This is a genomic window from Xanthomonas sp. DAR 35659 (genome assembly GCF_041242975.1).
Taxonomy (GTDB): Bacteria; Pseudomonadota; Gammaproteobacteria; order Xanthomonadales; family Xanthomonadaceae; genus Xanthomonas_A; species Xanthomonas_A medicagonis.
The window spans coordinates 3,066,524-3,081,586 of record NZ_CP162488.1; the positions used below are offsets into that span (position 1 = coordinate 3,066,524).

General features: G+C 71.1%; 13 protein-coding genes and 2 tRNA genes. 8 read left to right on the forward strand and 7 right to left on the reverse strand.

What is annotated here, in order from left to right; translation table 11 throughout:
* Position 1: 1 nt before the first annotated feature.
* Positions 2–1,234 carry a beta-ketoacyl-[acyl-carrier-protein] synthase family protein gene (locus tag AB3X07_RS12935; RefSeq protein ID WP_369939008.1) on the forward strand — a complete coding sequence of 411 codons (1,233 nt, stop codon included), beginning with the start codon at positions 2–4 and terminating at the stop codon, positions 1,232–1,234.
* A 61-nt stretch (positions 1,235–1,295) separates the two neighbouring features.
* Here AB3X07_RS12935 and AB3X07_RS12940 read toward each other — a convergent pair whose 3' ends face one another.
* Together AB3X07_RS12940 and AB3X07_RS12945 are read right to left on the reverse strand one after the other, a co-directional pair.
* The gene (locus AB3X07_RS12940; protein WP_369939009.1) at positions 1,296–2,801 is read right to left on the reverse strand and encodes an aspartate aminotransferase family protein; all 1,506 of its coding nucleotides are present in this window, start codon (positions 2,799–2,801) and stop codon (positions 1,296–1,298) included.
* Positions 2,802–2,805: 4 nt separating this feature from the next.
* Positions 2,806–3,516 carry an MtnX-like HAD-IB family phosphatase gene (locus AB3X07_RS12945; RefSeq protein WP_369939010.1) on the reverse strand — a complete coding sequence of 237 codons (711 nt, stop codon included), beginning with the start codon at positions 3,514–3,516 and terminating at the stop codon, positions 2,806–2,808.
* A gap of 168 nt (positions 3,517–3,684) precedes the next feature.
* Between AB3X07_RS12945 and AB3X07_RS12950 the strand changes: the two genes are divergently transcribed.
* Positions 3,685–3,771: transfer RNA gene (locus tag AB3X07_RS12950), tRNA-Leu, on the forward strand.
* 252 nt (positions 3,772–4,023) lie between these two features.
* Here AB3X07_RS12950 and hemN read toward each other — a convergent pair.
* Both hemN and AB3X07_RS12960 read right to left on the reverse strand, forming a co-directional pair.
* Positions 4,024–5,430: an oxygen-independent coproporphyrinogen III oxidase gene (hemN, locus tag AB3X07_RS12955; protein ID WP_369939011.1), complete on the reverse strand. Its 1,407-nt coding sequence runs from the start codon at positions 5,428–5,430 to the stop codon at positions 4,024–4,026.
* A gap of 44 nt (positions 5,431–5,474) precedes the next feature.
* Positions 5,475–5,906, reverse strand: a complete 432-nt coding sequence (locus tag AB3X07_RS12960; RefSeq protein WP_369939012.1) for a group III truncated hemoglobin — start codon at positions 5,904–5,906, stop codon at positions 5,475–5,477.
* A 229-nt stretch (positions 5,907–6,135) separates the two neighbouring features.
* Between AB3X07_RS12960 and AB3X07_RS12965 the strand changes: the two genes are divergently transcribed.
* The 3 genes from AB3X07_RS12965 (at position 6,136) to AB3X07_RS12975 (ending at position 7,791) form a co-directional block, all read left to right on the forward strand.
* Positions 6,136–6,459, forward strand: a complete 324-nt coding sequence (locus AB3X07_RS12965; protein WP_369939013.1) for a hypothetical protein — start codon at positions 6,136–6,138, stop codon at positions 6,457–6,459.
* A gap of 74 nt (positions 6,460–6,533) precedes the next feature.
* On the forward strand, positions 6,534–7,598 hold the full coding sequence (locus AB3X07_RS12970) for a 4Fe-4S dicluster domain-containing protein (RefSeq protein WP_369944754.1): 1,065 nt from the start codon (positions 6,534–6,536) through the stop codon (positions 7,596–7,598).
* Between the two features lie 117 nt (positions 7,599–7,715).
* A tRNA-Gly gene (locus AB3X07_RS12975) sits at positions 7,716–7,791 on the forward strand.
* Between the two features lie 452 nt (positions 7,792–8,243).
* Here AB3X07_RS12975 and AB3X07_RS12980 read toward each other — a convergent pair.
* Both AB3X07_RS12980 and AB3X07_RS12985 read right to left on the reverse strand, forming a co-directional pair.
* The gene (locus AB3X07_RS12980; RefSeq protein WP_369939014.1) at positions 8,244–8,696 is read right to left on the reverse strand and encodes a DUF4087 domain-containing protein; all 453 of its coding nucleotides are present in this window, start codon (positions 8,694–8,696) and stop codon (positions 8,244–8,246) included.
* 308 nt (positions 8,697–9,004) lie between these two features.
* Positions 9,005–9,463 (reverse strand): hypothetical protein, encoded by a 459-nt coding sequence (locus tag AB3X07_RS12985; protein ID WP_369939015.1) that lies wholly within the window; start codon positions 9,461–9,463, stop codon positions 9,005–9,007.
* Positions 9,464–9,711: 248 nt separating this feature from the next.
* Between AB3X07_RS12985 and AB3X07_RS12990 the strand changes: the two genes are divergently transcribed.
* From AB3X07_RS12990 to AB3X07_RS13000, 3 genes are all read left to right on the forward strand, one after another.
* A complete protein-coding gene (locus AB3X07_RS12990) occupies positions 9,712–10,284 on the forward strand; it encodes an RNA polymerase sigma factor (RefSeq protein ID WP_369944755.1) in 573 nt (190 codons plus the stop codon).
* Positions 10,265–11,326, forward strand: coding sequence for a FecR family protein (locus tag AB3X07_RS12995; RefSeq protein WP_369939016.1), 1,062 nt, complete (start codon positions 10,265–10,267; stop codon positions 11,324–11,326). Before AB3X07_RS12990 ends, AB3X07_RS12995 begins: the two co-directional genes overlap by 20 nt.
* A 67-nt stretch (positions 11,327–11,393) precedes the next feature.
* The gene (locus AB3X07_RS13000; protein ID WP_369939017.1) at positions 11,394–14,441 is read left to right on the forward strand and encodes a TonB-dependent receptor domain-containing protein; all 3,048 of its coding nucleotides are present in this window, start codon (positions 11,394–11,396) and stop codon (positions 14,439–14,441) included.
* 150 nt (positions 14,442–14,591) lie between these two features.
* Here AB3X07_RS13000 and AB3X07_RS13005 read toward each other — a convergent pair whose 3' ends face one another.
* Positions 14,592–15,011 carry a hypothetical protein gene (locus AB3X07_RS13005; RefSeq protein WP_369939018.1) on the reverse strand — a complete coding sequence of 140 codons (420 nt, stop codon included), beginning with the start codon at positions 15,009–15,011 and terminating at the stop codon, positions 14,592–14,594.
* Positions 15,012–15,063 lie beyond the last annotated feature (52 nt).

The window sequence follows — 15,063 nt, forward strand, 5'->3', positions numbered from 1 at the left end:
GATGGGCCGCCCGGCGCCGGAGCATCGCGTCGTCGTCACCGGGATGGGCGCGGTCAGCGCGCTCGGCCTGGGTGCCGATGCCCTGTGGCGCGGCATGCGCGAGGGCCGCAGCGGCATCGCCGCGCTGGCCTCGCCCGATCCGCAGTCCACGCTGAAGATGCGCGTCGCCGCCAGCGTGCCCGGCTTCGCGCCGCAGGCGGCGCAGTTGGGCGGCATCGCGCCCGGCCAGCTGGATCGCATGACCCAGATGGCCCTGGTCGCGGCGCACGAAGCCGTGGCCCAGGCCGGCCTGGCGCCGCACGCCGCGGGCGCGCGCGGCGCGGTGGTGCTCGGCACCGGCGTCGGCGCCGAACTCAGCCGCGACGAGCAGTCGCGGCGGCTGTACCGCGAGCAGGCCGAGCGCCTGCACCCGCTGACCATCGTGCGCAGCATGAACAACGCCGCGGTCAGCCAGATCAGCCTCGTCTTCGGCCTGCGCGGCCCGGCCTTCACCGTGTCCAGCGCCTGCGCCTCGGCCAACCATGCGCTGGCGCAGGCGGCGCTGCTGATCCGCCACGGCCTGGCCGACGTCGCCATCGCCGGCGGCAGCGAAGCCTGCCTGAGCCTGCCGCTGATCCGCGCCTGGGAAGCCATGCGCGTGGTCAGCGACGACACCTGCCGGCCGTTCTGCGCGCAGCGCAGCGGCCTGGTGCTGGGCGAAGGCGCCGGCGTGTTCGTGCTGGAAAGCGCGGCGCATGCCGCGGCGCGCGGCGCCGCGCCGCTGGCGGAACTGGCCGGCTTCGGCCTCAATGCGGATGCCCACGACATCGTCGCGCCCAGCGCCGAGGGCGCCGCCGCGGCGATGCGCCTGGCCCTGCACGACGCCGGCCTGGAGCCGCGACAGATCGACTACATCAACGCCCACGGCACCGGCACGCTGGCCAACGACCGCACCGAAACGCAGGCGATCCATCAGGTGTTCGGCGTCCATGCCGAGGCGCTGGCGGTGAGTTCGACCAAGGCCGTGCACGGCCACGCGCTCGGCGCCGCCGGCGCGCTGGAACTGGTCGCGGCGATCGGCGCGCTGCGCGAGCAGATCGTGCCGCCCACCGCCAACTTCCTCGATGCCGATCCGGACTGCGACCTGGATTACGTGCCGCACCAGGCACGCGCCCGCCCGGTGCGGGCGGTGCTGAGCAATTCGTTCGCCTTCGGCGGACTCAACGCGGTGCTGGCGCTGCGCGCGGCGGGCTGATCCGCCCGCCGCGGCAAGAAACGGGAGGCAACGCGGCGCCAACGCGCTGTCTCCCGCCATTTCACGCCACCCGCTTGGCGCGGGTCAGCAACTGGTCCAGCAGCGACAGCCCCAGGTCGATCTCGTCGTGGCTGATGTGCAGCGACGGCGCCAGCGTGATCACGTTCTTGTAGTAGCCGCCCACGTCCAGCACCAGGCCGATGCGCTTGCCGTTGTGGCGCAGCTCGCCTTCCAGCCCCATGTCGACCATCGTGTCGAGCAGCTTGCGGTTCGGGGTGAAGCCGTCCGCCTGGCAGATCTCCGCGCGCAGCGCCAGGCCTAGGCCGTCGACGTCGCCGATTTCCGGGTGGCGCGTCTGCAGATCGCGCAAGCCATCGAGGAAATGCGCGCCCTTGGCCATCACCATCGACTCGTAGTCGGTCTCGGCCAGCATGCGCATGGTTTCCAGACCGACCGCCGTGCCCAGCGGATTGGAAGCGAAGGTGGAATGGGTCGAACCCGGCGGGAACACGGTCGGGTTGATCAGTTCCTCGCGCGCCCAGATGCCGGCCAGCGGATTGAGGCCGTTGGTCAGCGCCTTGCCGAACACCAGCACGTCCGGGGTCACCCCGAAATGCTCGATCGCCCACAGCTTGCCGGTGCGGAAGAAGCCCATCTGGATTTCGTCGACCACCAGCAGGATGCCGTACTTGTCCAGCACCCGCTTCAGGCCGGTGAAGAAGTTCGGCGGCGGGATCACGTAGCCGCCGGTGCCCTGGATCGGCTCGACATAGAACGCCGCGTACTCGCACTGCCCGGCCTTGGGATCCCACACGCCGTTGTACTCGGTCTCGAACAGGCGCTCGAACTTGGCCACGCATTGCTCGCCGTACTCCTCCTTTGACATGCCCTTGGGGCCGCGGAAGTGGTACGGGAATTCGATGAACTGGGCGCGGTCGAAATGGCCGAAGCGGCGCCGGTAGCGGTACGACGAAGTGATCGCCGAAGCGCCCAGGGTACGTCCGTGATAGCCGCCCTCGAACGCGAACACCAGGCTCTTGCCGGCGCTGGCGTTGCGCACCAGCTTCAGCGAGTCTTCCACCGACTGCGCGCCGCCGACGTTGAAGTGCACGCGGCCCTTGCGGCCCCACTTGCGTTCGGCGTCCTGGGCGATGGTCTTGGCCAGCTCGATCTTGGTCGGATGCAGGTACTGGCTGGCGACCTGCGGCAGGCTGTCGATCTGCCGCTTCAACGCGCCGTTCAAGCGCGGATTGGCGTAGCCGAAATTGACCGCCGAGTACCACATCTGCAGATCCAGGTACGGCACGTCCTCGGTGTCGTAGAGGTAGCTGCCATCGCAGTGGGCGAAGATCCGCGGCGGTTCGCTGTAGTGCACGGTATCGCCGAAGGAGCAGTATTCGGCTTCGTCGGCCAGCAACTGCGCGTCGCCGAGCGCGGCGTGGTAGGCCGGACCGCCGCGCAGCAGCGCATCCGGATCCGGCGCCGCCAGCGCCAGGCTGTCGTCGAGCGTGGCGAGATCGCCGTGGAGCGGCGCGAGCGCCGTGGGGAACTGAACAGTCCGGTTCATGAGGTCAGGCTCGTTGGGGAACGGGAAGAGGCAGGCGCGCGGCAACCGCTGCCGGCGCGGCGAGGTCGTGCAGCAATGCGATGGCGTCGTCGAAGCCGCCGATCGCGCGGTGGGCGATGCCGTTGGCGCGGCAATGGCGCAACAGGCCGTCCTTGGCGAAGACCAGGTCGGCCTCGCCGGCCACGCAGAAATCGGAGTGGCCGTCGCCGATCAGCAAGGTGGCGTGCGCCGCCGGCGGCCGCGCCATCACCGCGCACTTGCAGGTGCCGCTGGGGCAGTCCGGGCGCGCGTGCGGCGACGCCATGCGCCATGCGCCAGCGTCGGTGCGCAGCAGGCGATTGGCGACGATCGGCAACTGGTGCAGGCCGTGCCGCGCCAGGATCCGCGCGATCGGATAGTCCAGGCCGTCGCTGACGATGCTCAGCGGCATGCCGAGATCGCGCGCCAGGTCCACGAAGCGCACGAACGCCGGATCGATGCGGACCTCGTCGAGCACGCGATGCAGCGCGTCCACGTCGCCGTCGAGCAGCGCCACCTGGCCGCTCATGCAGGCGCGCGCGCCGATGCGGCCGGCGACCCAATCGTCTTCCAGCGCACGCCAGCCCGGGCGGCCGAGGCGTTCAAGCAAGGTGTCGGTGACATCCTGCAACGACACGGTGCCGTCGAAATCGCAAAGAATCTTCCACTGGACGCGCAAGGCAGCTCTCCGGCTCATTCGGGCAGAGCCTAGGCGGGCTGTCTTTCGTGCTCCTTTCCTGTTGTCGGCCGCGCGCCGGGACGCGCGCGTGCTCTGTCGCCGGCGCGTCGGGCACCTGCAGGCGGGCGCGCGGCGCCGCACCACGGTTCACAATCGGCGGCCGATCAGGCACGCTAGCGGCACCAGGCCCGGATGGCGAAACTGGTAGACGCATCGGACTTAAAATCCGCCGGGGGCGACCCCATGCCGGTTCGATTCCGGCTCCGGGCACCACCTTCTCGCAGTTCCCTTTGCGCAAGCGGCACGCATGCTGGCCAGCGTGGCTTCATCGCTGCGCCAAGACAGCGCTGCCATTGGAATTTTGATGGCGCGCCACGCCTGAAAGCTCTGGACACGTGAGCTTCCTGCGCGCGTCATCGTCCGGCGCGCCGGCGCGTAACCGGGGCCGGAAAGAGCCCCGGCGACGCCGCCACGACGGCGCCGGGGATGCCATTCGGCAACGGTGAACCTGAAGTCCTGCGGCGCTCAGATCGCGCGCGAATACCGCGCCGGTTGGGCCGGCTGGCGCAGATACCGGTCGAAGCACATCGCGATCAGGCGCAGCAGCGGGCGCCCGCGCGCGGTGGCCTGGATCGTGCCGTCGCGATACTCGGCCAGGCCGTCGGCGCACAGCGGCGCCAGCGCCTGCAGTTCGTCGCGGAAGTAGCTGGCGAAGTCGATGCCGTGCCGCTGCGCCAGCGCGGCGACGTCGGCGCGGCCCTGGCACATCAACTGCTGGATCAGGTCAGCGCGCAGCGCATCGTCGGCGCTGAGCTGCAGGCCGCGCAGCACCGGGCTGTCGCCCGCGTCCACCGCCGCTTCCCACGCCGGCAGTTCGCGCTGGTTCTGGCTGTAGCTGTCGCCGATGCGGCTGATCGCGCTGACGCCCAGACCGAGCAGGTCGGTCTCGGCGTGGGTGGTATAGCCCATGAAATTGCGGTGCAGGCCACCCTGGCGCTGCGCCCGCGCCAGGTCCTCGTGCGGCAGCGCGAAATGGTCCATGCCGATGTACTGGTAGCCGGCCGCCGACAACTTGCGCACCGCCAGCCCCAGCAGCGCGAGCTTCTGCTCGGCGTCTGGCAGGTCGGCATCGGCGATGCGCCGCTGCGCCTTGAACAGCTGCGGCATGTGCGCATAGCCGTACACCGCCAGGCGATCGGGGCGCGCCGCGATCACCGTGTCCAGGGTGCGCTCGAAGCCGGCCAGGGTCTGCCTGGGCAGGCCATAGATCAGGTCGACGTTGACCGAGCGCATGCCCTGCACGCGGCAGGCGCGCAGGATGTCGAGCGTCTCCTGCACCCCTTGGGTGCGATTGATCGCCTGCTGCACCAGCGGATCGAAGTCCTGGATGCCCAGGCTGGCGCGATTGAAGCCCAGCGCGGCCAGCGCGGCGATGTCCTGCGGCGTGACCGTGCGCGGATCCAGTTCGATGGAGATGTCGCGGTCCGGCGCCTCGCTGAAACGAAACAGCGCGCGCAGGCCCTGCAGCAGTTCGCCCAGCAGTTCCGGCGCCAGGAAGTTCGGCGTGCCGCCGCCCAGGTGCAGTTGCACCACTTCGCGTTCGGTGTCCAGGCACGCGGCCATCATCGCCGCCTCGCGCAGCACGCGCTGCACGTAGGCGCGGCCCTTGCCGGCGTCGCGGGTGATGACCCGGTTGCAGCCGCAGTAGAAGCAGGGATTGCGGCAGAACGGCACGTGCACGTACAGCGACAGCGGCCGCGCCGGATCGCTGGCCTGCACCGCCGCGAACAGCTGCGCGGGCCCGAAACCGGCCTGAAAATGCGGCGCGGTCGGATACGAGGTGTAGCGGGGCCCGGGACGGTCGTAGCGGCGCAGCAGCTCGGCGTCGAAGGTCCAGGTCGCGGCGGGATCGGGGGCGATGAGGATGTCCATGGCCACAGCATGCGCGGCCCGGCGCTGGGCCGCCTTGACTTGGATCAATCCGCGCGCAGCGGCATGGCCGGCTCGAACGGCTGCCAGCTCATCTGGTGGCGGCGCCAGAAGGTGTCGGCGATGCGCGCGGCGATATCGTCGGCCAGCACCCGCATCGGCGCGTTGTCCAGCTCGGCGGTGGTGGCGCGGAACAGTTCCAGCCAGCGCTGGAACAGGGCCGCGCTGAGTTCGCGCATGGCCACGTGCTTGGGCATCGGCGCGCCGCGGAAGCGCCGGGTGCCGCGCAGCATCGCCGACCAGAAGTCGCCCAGCTGCAGCAGGTGCGCGTCCCAGTCCTCGATGTGCGCGGCGAACACCGCGGCCAGCTCGGCATCGGCGCGCACGCGGCGGTAGAACGCCTGCACCAGCGCGGTCACGTCGTCCTCGCTGCACAGCTCGGGTCCGGGCAACGGCAAGGCATCGATGGGGTCGTGCATGGCGGGATTCCTGCGCAATGCATCCAGTATCCGTGTCGGTCGCGGCGCGGCCTTGATCAAGATCAATGTGGCCACGCGCCGCGCTGCCTAGTCTGCATCGGCGGCATGCGCCTGCGCCGCCGTCGACGGGGGATCGGCGGCGCGGCCGCGGGCGGGCGCGCCGGCCCGCGCGCGGCACCACCCCGGCGCATGCCGCCCTTCTTCCCTTCCGCAACGGAGTTCGCCCGCCATGACCCCCAGCGACGATCCCCTGCTCGACCCGCTACTCGATCCGGCCGCGCCGCGCCCGCTGGTGCAGCGGCTGGGCGTGATCCTGTGGCCCAGTTTCCTCGTCGCCGGCGCGATGAGCGTGCTGTTCTTCGCCGTGGTCGATCCGCTGGCGCTGCGCGACATCAGCTTCCCGGGTCGCCAGCTCAGCCGCGGGCTCGGCTACACGGTGGGCTTCTTCATGTTCTGGCTGGCGACGCTGGCGTCCAGCGGCCTGACCGGCTTCCTGTCGCGACCGGCCCCGCGCGCGGTCGGCGACGACGACGCCGACGAGCCGCTGCCGTGAGCCGCGCGCCCGGGCTGCGCGTCATTCCCTCGCGCCTGGTCGGCGCATCGGCCAGCGGCGACGCGGGTGCCGCGCTGCCGCGCAGCGGCTACACCCGCCTGCGCCGCAACGTGCTGTGGGCGCTGTTCGCCGCGTTCTACCTGCTGCCCTGGCTGCAATGGGACGGTCGCCAGGCGCTGCTGCTGGACCTGCCGGCGCGGCGCCTGCAGGTGTTCGGCTGGACCCTGTGGCCGCACGACGTCGGCTGGCTGCTGCTGGCGCTGCTCGCCGCGGCCGCGGCGCTGGCGGTGACGACCACGCTGGCGGGACGGGTCTGGTGCGGCTTCGCCTGCCCGCAGACGGTCTGGAGCCACGCCTTCGGCTGGCTGGAACGGCGCTTCGCGGCCTGGCCGGCGGCCGCGCGCCACGTGGCGTGGGCGACGCTGGCGCTGTGGACCGGGATCAGCTTCGTCGGCTATTTCGCGCCGATCGGCGACCTGGTGACGCGGCTGCGGCCCTTCGCCTGGAGCGGCTGGGAGACGTTCTGGGTGCTGTTCTACGCCCTGGCCACCTGGGGCAACGCCGGCTTCCTGCGCAGCCAGACCTGCCGCTACCTGTGCCCCTACGCGCGGCTGCAGCCACTGCTGTGCGACCGCCAGACGCCGCTGATCGGCTACGACGCGATGCGCGGCGAGCCGCGCGGCGCGCGCGCCTGCGGCCAGGGCAGCGTGGACCAGCGCGGCCGGCGCCTGCTCAACGCCGTCACCGCCCGCGACTACGCCTTGCGCGCCAGCATCGCCCAACTCGCCCGCCAGGGCGGCAGCCGCGGCGATGCCCTCGCCGCCTACGCCGGCACCCTGCCCAAGTTCAGCGCCGACCAGCTCGGCGACTGCGTGAACTGCGACGCCTGCCTGCACGCCTGCCCGGCCGGCATCGACCCGCGCAACGGTGCGCACTACGCGTGCACGGCCTGCGGCGCCTGCGTCGATGCCTGCGATCGCAGCATGGACCGCTACGGCTTCGCCCACGGCCTGCTGCGCCGCGTCGGCGCCAACGCCATCGATCGGCAACCGCGGCGCAGGTGGTGGCGGCGGCCGCGGCTGTTGAGCGGCGCCACCGCGCTGCTGGCGGCGCTGCTGGCCTGGTGGGCGCTGGCCTGAGCCGGCACGAACCCGTCACGTCATCGGGCGCGCGCGCCGCCATCTGGCAGCGGACATTTTTTTGCAAGAAAGGGCTAGCGCGCCTCCCGGGAGGCATGTAGAATGCGCGGCTCCCAAGCGGGAATAGCTCAGTTGGTAGAGCGCAACCTTGCCAAGGTTGAGGTCGCGAGTTCGAGTCTCGTTTCCCGCTCCAAATTGCTTCACCCACGTCCTCGACGCGAGTGGAAACCAGAAAAAAGGAGCTTCGGCTCCTTTTTTCGTTTCTGCGTTACTGCATCGCCGCTCTGCACCGCACCCGGCAGTGCCCGCGAACGATTTCCGGCATGACAGGGACGCGAGCTCCCTGCCCCATCCTTCCAGGCAGTGATGATGCGGCTCGACGGAGCGCACGCATCATGTCCTGGCGCACGGAGCACGGTGTTGCTGCCGGCGCCGGAATCAACGCCCGCAGCGAAAGCGCGCAAACGCTCAATCGTGGTGGCGCTGCCACCGCGGCACGCAGGCAAAAGCCACCAAGCGCTTTCGGGAGTCACTACAGAAACGGGCGCCGTCCGCCTTGCTGGCTGGCAAACGGTCGCTCGCCGCATCCGTCACCAACACCGCACCCTGCACGATCGGGAAAAGCCACGCATCGGCGACAGCTCCTTACTTCAGCGGATTCTCCGGCTCCTTGCCCTGCAGCGCCTTGTCCTGCCGGCAGGTCTTCAACGGCTGCGCATGGGCGGAGACGATGGCCGTCACTTCCTGCGTCTCGGCGCGCGCGCTCACTTTGAGGCAGGCGCAACCATAGCCGGCACTGCCCGCGCCGGTGGCTACCCAACGCGTCTTGGGAAACATCGGCCATTCCCCCTCGGCCTGGTGCCCGCCCTGCTGGCCGATCGTCCACTCGCCGTCCTTGTCCACCAGCGTGGCGTTGCCGGGCGAAGGGTTATCGAACCAGCCGCAGCGCGTGGCGGTGTCCGGCGGCGTTGCCGCCCGCGCCGCGCCGCACAGGCCGGTCGCCACGGCCAGGACCGCGACGACGACACTCGCGCGACGCGCGACGGCAGACAAGGAATTGACCATGGCATCGGGATCCGGTGAGTAGGTGCGCATCATCGCAAAATGCGTGGGCGATGCGCGCCAGGTACCTAGTGCGCGCCGGTCCAGCGGCTGCTCCCTTCTCCCCTCGGGACCATGCCCCCCTTTTCGGGGGAAGGTGCCCCGCAGGGTTGGATGAGGGGACGGGCGCAGCCTCGCGCACCCAAGCTACGCGAGTCGCTTTCGCGCCGGACCCTCACCCCAACCCCTCTCCCGATGGGAGAGGGGCTAGCGCTGGGCATCCACATGCGGCGCGCCGTCCAGCGCCGTGCAGCGCCATCCGGCACGACGATGTGCCGATGGCCGCTTTCATCCACCGCGACGGATTACTTGCCCTTCCCCTGCTCCTCGTAATCGGTCAGGTAGTGCTCCGGATTGCTCTGCGCCGACAGGTCGGCGCTGTAGCTCACCCAGGTCGGCTTCGGCGCGCCCGGCACGTACAGTTCGCCTGCGGCCTCGCTGACGATCAGCAGCACATAGGGGCGACCGTTGAGTTGCACGGTGTAGCGGGTGTCCTTGTCGGTGGTGCGGGTGCTGGCGAGCATGATCTTGCCGTCGATGGCGTTGTCCACGTCGATCACCTGGATCAGCGCCTGCTCGCGCTCGCGCGGGCCGTAGCGCAGCGTCGACACCTTGACGCCATCGGCCGAGGCATAGGCCTTGACCTGCTTGGCCACCTCCGCGCGCGCCGGTTCGGCATGCGCGACGACGGCGGCACCGGCCAGCGGCAACGCGCTCAGCAGGAGGACGAGGGAATGGCGGCGCAAACGGGACAGCAGGTGCATTGGTCGGGTCCTTGATGGGAAACTAGATGGAATCGCCGGACCGATCGCATCGGCCCGTACTGGAATAGACGAAGCAGACCTCCGCTTCCCCCATGGCAGCGGATCGAGGAGAAAGCGCGTGACAGGACGCACCCTGCTTTGCCGCCGCGGCGGCCCCCTTGCGCAACCGGCACCGACACGGCGACGTGGCGACGCGCACGCCCCGCGTCCGGCATGCGGCGCATGGCATCGTTGCGAGGAGCAGCGCCATGGCCAATGAACTGGACCGCTGGTTCGCCCAGCACATCCTCGTCCACGAATCGGGGCTGGTCGCGTACCTGATGCGCTGCTGGCCGCATCCGCAGGAGATCCACGACCTGCGCCAGGAGGTCTACACGCGCGTCTACGAGGCGGCGCGGCGCGCGCTGCCGGACGCGCCGCAGGCCTTCCTGTTCACCACCGCGCGCAATCTGATGGCCGACAAGGTGCGGCGCAGCCGGATCGTGTCGATCGAGGCGGTGGGGAATCCGGACGACTTGAACGTCTTGATAGACGAACGCTCGCCGGAGCGCTGGCTCGGCGGCCGCCAGGTGCTGGCGCGGCTGGCCCACGCGCTGGACCGGCTGCCGGACCGTTGCCGCGAGGTGATCTGGTTGCGCCGGGTGGAGGAACTTTCGCAGAAAGAGGTGGCGGTGCGGCTGGGGATCAGCGAGAAGACGGTCGAGAAGCACATGGCCAAGGGCGTGCGTCTGCTCGCCGATTATTTCCATGGCGCGGTGGTGAACGCCGCGCCGATGTCCGTGGTGATGCAGGAACCGCAAGATGGAAAGCTGGGCGATTGAAGCGCTGGCCGCGCAGTGGCTGACACGGCGCGAGAGCGGGTCCTGGAGCGAGGCCGATCAGGCCGAGCTCGATGCGTGGCTGGACGCGTCCACCGCGCACCGGGTGGCGTTCCTGCGCCTGGACGTGGCCTGGAGCGAGGCGGCACGCCTGCGCGCGCTGGGCGCCGGCATCCCCGCAGGACAACCGGCGCCGCGCGGCCTGAGCACCGGACTGACGGTGACGCCGGGGCCGTCGATGCCATCGCCGCAGCACCCACCGGCCACGCCGCAACACGCGCCGCCGCCGCGGCGTTCCAGCGCATTGCGCCGCGGCTGGCTGGCGGCCGCGCTCGGCGCCGCGGCCAGCGTCGCGGTCGCCGCCGGCCTGTACACGGTGCTGATGCCCTCGGCCCCCGCGGCCCAGGCCTTCCGCACCGACATCGGCGAGTTGCGCACGGTCGCCCTTGCCGACGGCTCGCAGGCCACGCTGAGCAGCGACAGCCTGATCGAGACGCGCGTCGGCGCGCGCACGCGCGAGGTGGTGTTGCAGCGTGGCGAGGCGTTCTTCGCGGTCCACAAGGACCCGGCGCGGCCGTTCGTGGTGCACGGCGGCGCGCGCCGCGTGGTCGCCGTCGGGACCCGCTTCGCGGTGCGCCAGGACCACGACACGCTGCGCGTGGTGGTCACCGAGGGCATGGTGCGGATGGAGGATCCCGATGCCGCGCAGCGCCCGGCCACGACGCTGCTGCCCGCCGGCAGCATCGCCACGACCGGCCCGCAGGGCGCGCGCGTCCACCGCGGCAGCATCGCCGAGGCGGAGCGGCAACTGGACTGGCGCGAGGGCTATCTGAGTTTCGACGATGTGGCGCTGCCGCAGGCGGTGGCCGAGATCAACCGCTACAACCGGCGGCCGCTGGTGCTGGCCGATGCGGCCCTGCATCCGCTGCGGATCAGCGGCAGCATCCGCTGGAACGATCCGGAGGGCTTCGCGCGCCTGCTGGAACGGGAGTATCCGGTGCGCATGGAGACGCATGCCGAAGCCGTGATCCTGCATCGGCGCTGAGCCGCCGCGGCCACGCCGCACGCCGTGTCCGTCCCTGCCCGTTCCGTCGCGTCACCAGGAGACCCGTATGCCGCAGCGGTCGATCCACCGGAAGCTGACCTGGGGCGCGCTGCTCGCCACCGCGGCGGCCGCGGCGATCGCGCAACCGGCCGGCCTCGACATCCCCGCCGGGCCGTTGGCGCCGGCGCTGAACGCGTTGGCGCGGCAGGCCGGGTTGCAGTTGCTGTATCGGCCCGAACTGGTCCGCGACCTGTCCACGGCGGGCGTGCGCGACGCCAGCGATCCGCTGCGCGCGCTGGACGCGCTGTTGCAGGGCACCGGCCTGGAAGCCCAGCGCGAGGGCAAGGACATCGTGCTGCGGCGGTTAGCGGCGGCGCCCGCGCCCGTCGTGCCGGCGACGCCGCCGCTTGTACCGCCCGCCGCCGCGGCGCCAGCGCAACTGGCGACGCTGCAAGTGACCGGCTCGCGGATCCCGCGCGCGCAGTCGGAAGGCGCGGCGCCGGTGACGGTGATAGACGCCGCGCAGATCCGCACCAGCGGTTTCACCCGGCTGCCGGACGTGCTGCGCGCGCTGACCCAGAACGTCGGCGAGACCCAGAGCCAGCAATCGGCCAGCGGCGCCGACTACACGCCGGGCGCTGAGCAGGTGAACCTGCGCGGGCTCGGCCCCAACCACACCCTGGTGCTGATCAACGGCCGCCGCGTGGCCGACTTCCCGCTGCCGTTCAACGGCCGCAGCAACTTCGTCGATATCGCCAGCGTGCCGCTGGGCATGGTCGAGCGCATCGAGGTGCTGACCGGCAGCGCGTCGGCGGTGTACGGGTCCGACGCGATCGCCGGGGTGATCAACATCCTGCTCAAGCGCGATGCCGACGGCACCAGCGTGGACGCCCGCTACGGGCAGAGCAGCCGCGGCGATGCGCGTTCGCTGCGGGCCAGCCTCACCCACGGCTTTTCCGGCGACGCGCTGTCCGGCCTGGTCGCCGTCGAGGCGAACCTGCAGCAACCGCTGTGGGGCTATCAGCGCGACCGCCAGGACTCCAGCGACGACGCCCCCAGCGCACGCGCGGCCGCGCCGCGCCGCGTGTTCCTGCGCACCGACGGCGACGACGTCTATCTCGACCCGGGCGCGGCCACCTGCGCGCCGTTGGCGGCCCTCAACGGGCACGACACCGGCTACAGCGCGCGGGAGGGTGCCGGCGCGGCCGGCCAGCCCGGCTACTACTGCGGCAGCCGCCGCGCCATCGCCTATGGCACCCTGCTGCACCGCCGGCGCAGCCTGGATGCGTATGCCACGCTGCACCGCGCGCTGGGCGATCGCGCCGAATGGTTCGCCGACGTGCAGGTGGGGCTGCAGGACGTCGCGCTGATGGACAGCGTGCAGAACTGGTCGTACATGCGCGCGGACGGCAACGAGGAAGGCTATTTCTACAACCAGCGCACCGCGCAGGTGGAGTCCTGGCGCAGGCAGTTCGCGCCGGAGGAGATGGGCGGCCTGGAGGCCAACATGATCCGCAACCGGCAGCAGCGCCTCGGCGTGAGCACCGGCATCGACGGCACGCTCGGCACCGGCGACTGGGCGTACGAGGCCGCACTGAGCCATTCCCAGGCGACGCTGCGCACCACCTGGCCGCAGATCGTCGCCGCGCGCGCCAACGCGTGGTTCCTGGGCGAGCAACACGGGGTGGACCCGAACTCCGGCTATCCGCGCTTCGATGCCGATCCGGCGCGCCTGTACACCGCGCTGACCCCGGCCGAGTACGCCGCCATCGCGGCGCGCACCACCTACCGCCCGCGTTCGCGCAGCGACGCGGCCACGCTGACCCTGCGCAACCCCGCACTGTTCGGTCTGCGCGGAGGCGACGCCGGCATCGCGCTCACCGCCGAGGCCGGCGAGCAGGCCTATGCGCTGCATCCGGACCCCTTGGCGACCCAGTCCTACTACTACAGCTGGCGCGACGCCGACGGCGCCGGCCAGCGCCGACGCTGGGCACTGGCGGCGGAACTGCGCCTGCCGCTGCTGGAACAGCTCACCGTCGACGGCGCGGCGCGCTACGACCGCTACGCCTATTCCGGCCGGCAGGTCGGCCGCCTCACCTGGAGCACGGGCCTGGAGTGGCGCCCGAGCGAGCACCTGTTGCTGCGCGCCTCGCAAGGCCTGGCGTTCCGCGCCCCGGACCTGCACTACCTGTACGCGGGCGAAGGCATCGACGAAGACCAGGTCACGGATTATTTCCGCTGCCAGACCGAAGACGCCGCGGCCAGCGCAGCAACGTGCCGCTTCGACAACGAACCGCTGCTGCGCCGCCGCCGTGGCAATCTGGCGCTGAAGCCGGAGACCAGCCGCTCCTGGACCGCCGGCGCGGTCTGGTCGCCGCTGGCGGGCCTGGATCTCACCGTGGACTATTTCTCCATCGACCTGCGCAATCAGGTGCAGGATCTCAGCGCCGATCGCGCCCTGCGCGACGAGGCCGACTGCCGTCTCGGCCGCCGTCCGCTGGACGCGGCCGCCTGCCAGCAGAGCATCGCGCGGGTAGTGCGCACCCCCGAGGGTCGGCTCTATGCGGTGGCGCTGGCGCCGATGAATCTGGCCCGCACCAGCACCAGTGGCGTGGACGCGCAACTGCACGCGCAATCGGACACCCGCATCGGCAGCTTCGAGGCCGCGCTCGGTTACACCTGGGTGCGCCAGTACCGCGTCCAGCTCTACGCCGGCGAACCGATGCGCGACGCGTTCGCGCCCAACAGCGGCGACGACATGCCGCGCACCAAGGCCAACGCCCGCCTGACCTGGTCGCACCAGGCCTGGTCGGCGACCCTGCACGCGCAACGGCTGGGGCGTCTCCCCAGTTGGGCCTCCACCGCCGGCACCTACGACGCGGCCAGCGGCCTGCGGCCGTGGATCGGCGCCAGCTATCGCTTCAATGCCAACCTGGCGTACCGGATCGACGCGCGCAGCGAAGTGGCGCTGGCCGCCACCAACCTGTTCGATGCGATGCCGCCGCGCGATCCCAGCGCCACCGTGTATCCGTACTACGACGTGTCCTGGTTCGACACTGTCGGCCGGCAGGTGTTCGTGCAGTACACCCGGCGCTTGGGCACGGCGTCGCGCTAGACGCTGCGCGGGGCCTGGCGCAGGCGGCATGTGGTGGTGGATAGCCACTGCAGGCCACCCGATCGACACCCACGCACGCCGTCCTGGCCCCCCGGGCACACGGCGCGCAGGGCGCATACATCGCGGGGCAGCGGCGCCCCCCGCGCCTGCTCAGGCCAGACGCATCCGCTGCCCGTTCGGCTCCTCGCGCATCGCCTGCGCCTGCTCCACCACCTTGGCCACGCGCTCGGGATCCGACGGAAACAGCAGCTCGACGCGGTCGCACGGGAACCCCAGCACCGTCACGCCGCGCGCCGTGAGCCGCAGGCACAGCCGGTCCGCGTGCAGCACCGCCTCCTCCAGCAGGCCGGTGCCGCCCTGCGCCTGATCCTTGCGCTCCAGGTACAGGCCCTCGATCGCCGCCTCCTCGTCGTCATGGAAGCCGCAGACCAGATGCAACCGATCCTCGGGATCGTGCGCCGAACGGAAGCCGGTGCTGATCCAGATCTCCCAATCGGTGGTCCCGGCATCCAGGAAGTCGCACTGGTACTGCAGCGGCGTGGCCGCGGCGGAGGAAGAAACGGGATCCAAGACAGTCGCTCGCCATCGAAAACGCCATGATAGCGGCCCGCCCGCCTGCTCC

Excerpts from the sequence above, each read along its gene's own strand:
- AB3X07_RS12945 (WP_369939010.1), bottom strand. The coding sequence starts at position 3,516 with ATGAGCCGGAGAGCTGCCTTGCGCGTCCAGTGGAAGATTCTTTGCGAT.
- AB3X07_RS12935 (WP_369939008.1), top strand. The coding sequence starts at position 2 with ATGGGCCGCCCGGCGCCGGAGCATCGCGTCGTCGTCACCGGGATGGGC.
- AB3X07_RS12965 (WP_369939013.1), top strand. The coding sequence starts at position 6,136 with ATGACCCCCAGCGACGATCCCCTGCTCGACCCGCTACTCGATCCGGCC.
- AB3X07_RS13000 (WP_369939017.1), top strand. The coding sequence starts at position 11,394 with ATGCCGCAGCGGTCGATCCACCGGAAGCTGACCTGGGGCGCGCTGCTC.
- AB3X07_RS12995 (WP_369939016.1), top strand. The coding sequence starts at position 10,265 with ATGGAAAGCTGGGCGATTGAAGCGCTGGCCGCGCAGTGGCTGACACGG.
- AB3X07_RS12980 (WP_369939014.1), bottom strand. The coding sequence starts at position 8,696 with ATGATGCGCACCTACTCACCGGATCCCGATGCCATGGTCAATTCCTTG.
- hemN (WP_369939011.1), bottom strand. The coding sequence starts at position 5,430 with ATGGACATCCTCATCGCCCCCGATCCCGCCGCGACCTGGACCTTCGAC.
- AB3X07_RS12960 (WP_369939012.1), bottom strand. The coding sequence starts at position 5,906 with ATGCACGACCCCATCGATGCCTTGCCGTTGCCCGGACCCGAGCTGTGC.
- AB3X07_RS12990 (WP_369944755.1), top strand. The coding sequence starts at position 9,712 with ATGGCCAATGAACTGGACCGCTGGTTCGCCCAGCACATCCTCGTCCAC.
- AB3X07_RS12985 (WP_369939015.1), bottom strand. The coding sequence starts at position 9,463 with ATGCACCTGCTGTCCCGTTTGCGCCGCCATTCCCTCGTCCTCCTGCTG.
- AB3X07_RS12940 (WP_369939009.1), bottom strand. The coding sequence starts at position 2,801 with ATGAACCGGACTGTTCAGTTCCCCACGGCGCTCGCGCCGCTCCACGGC.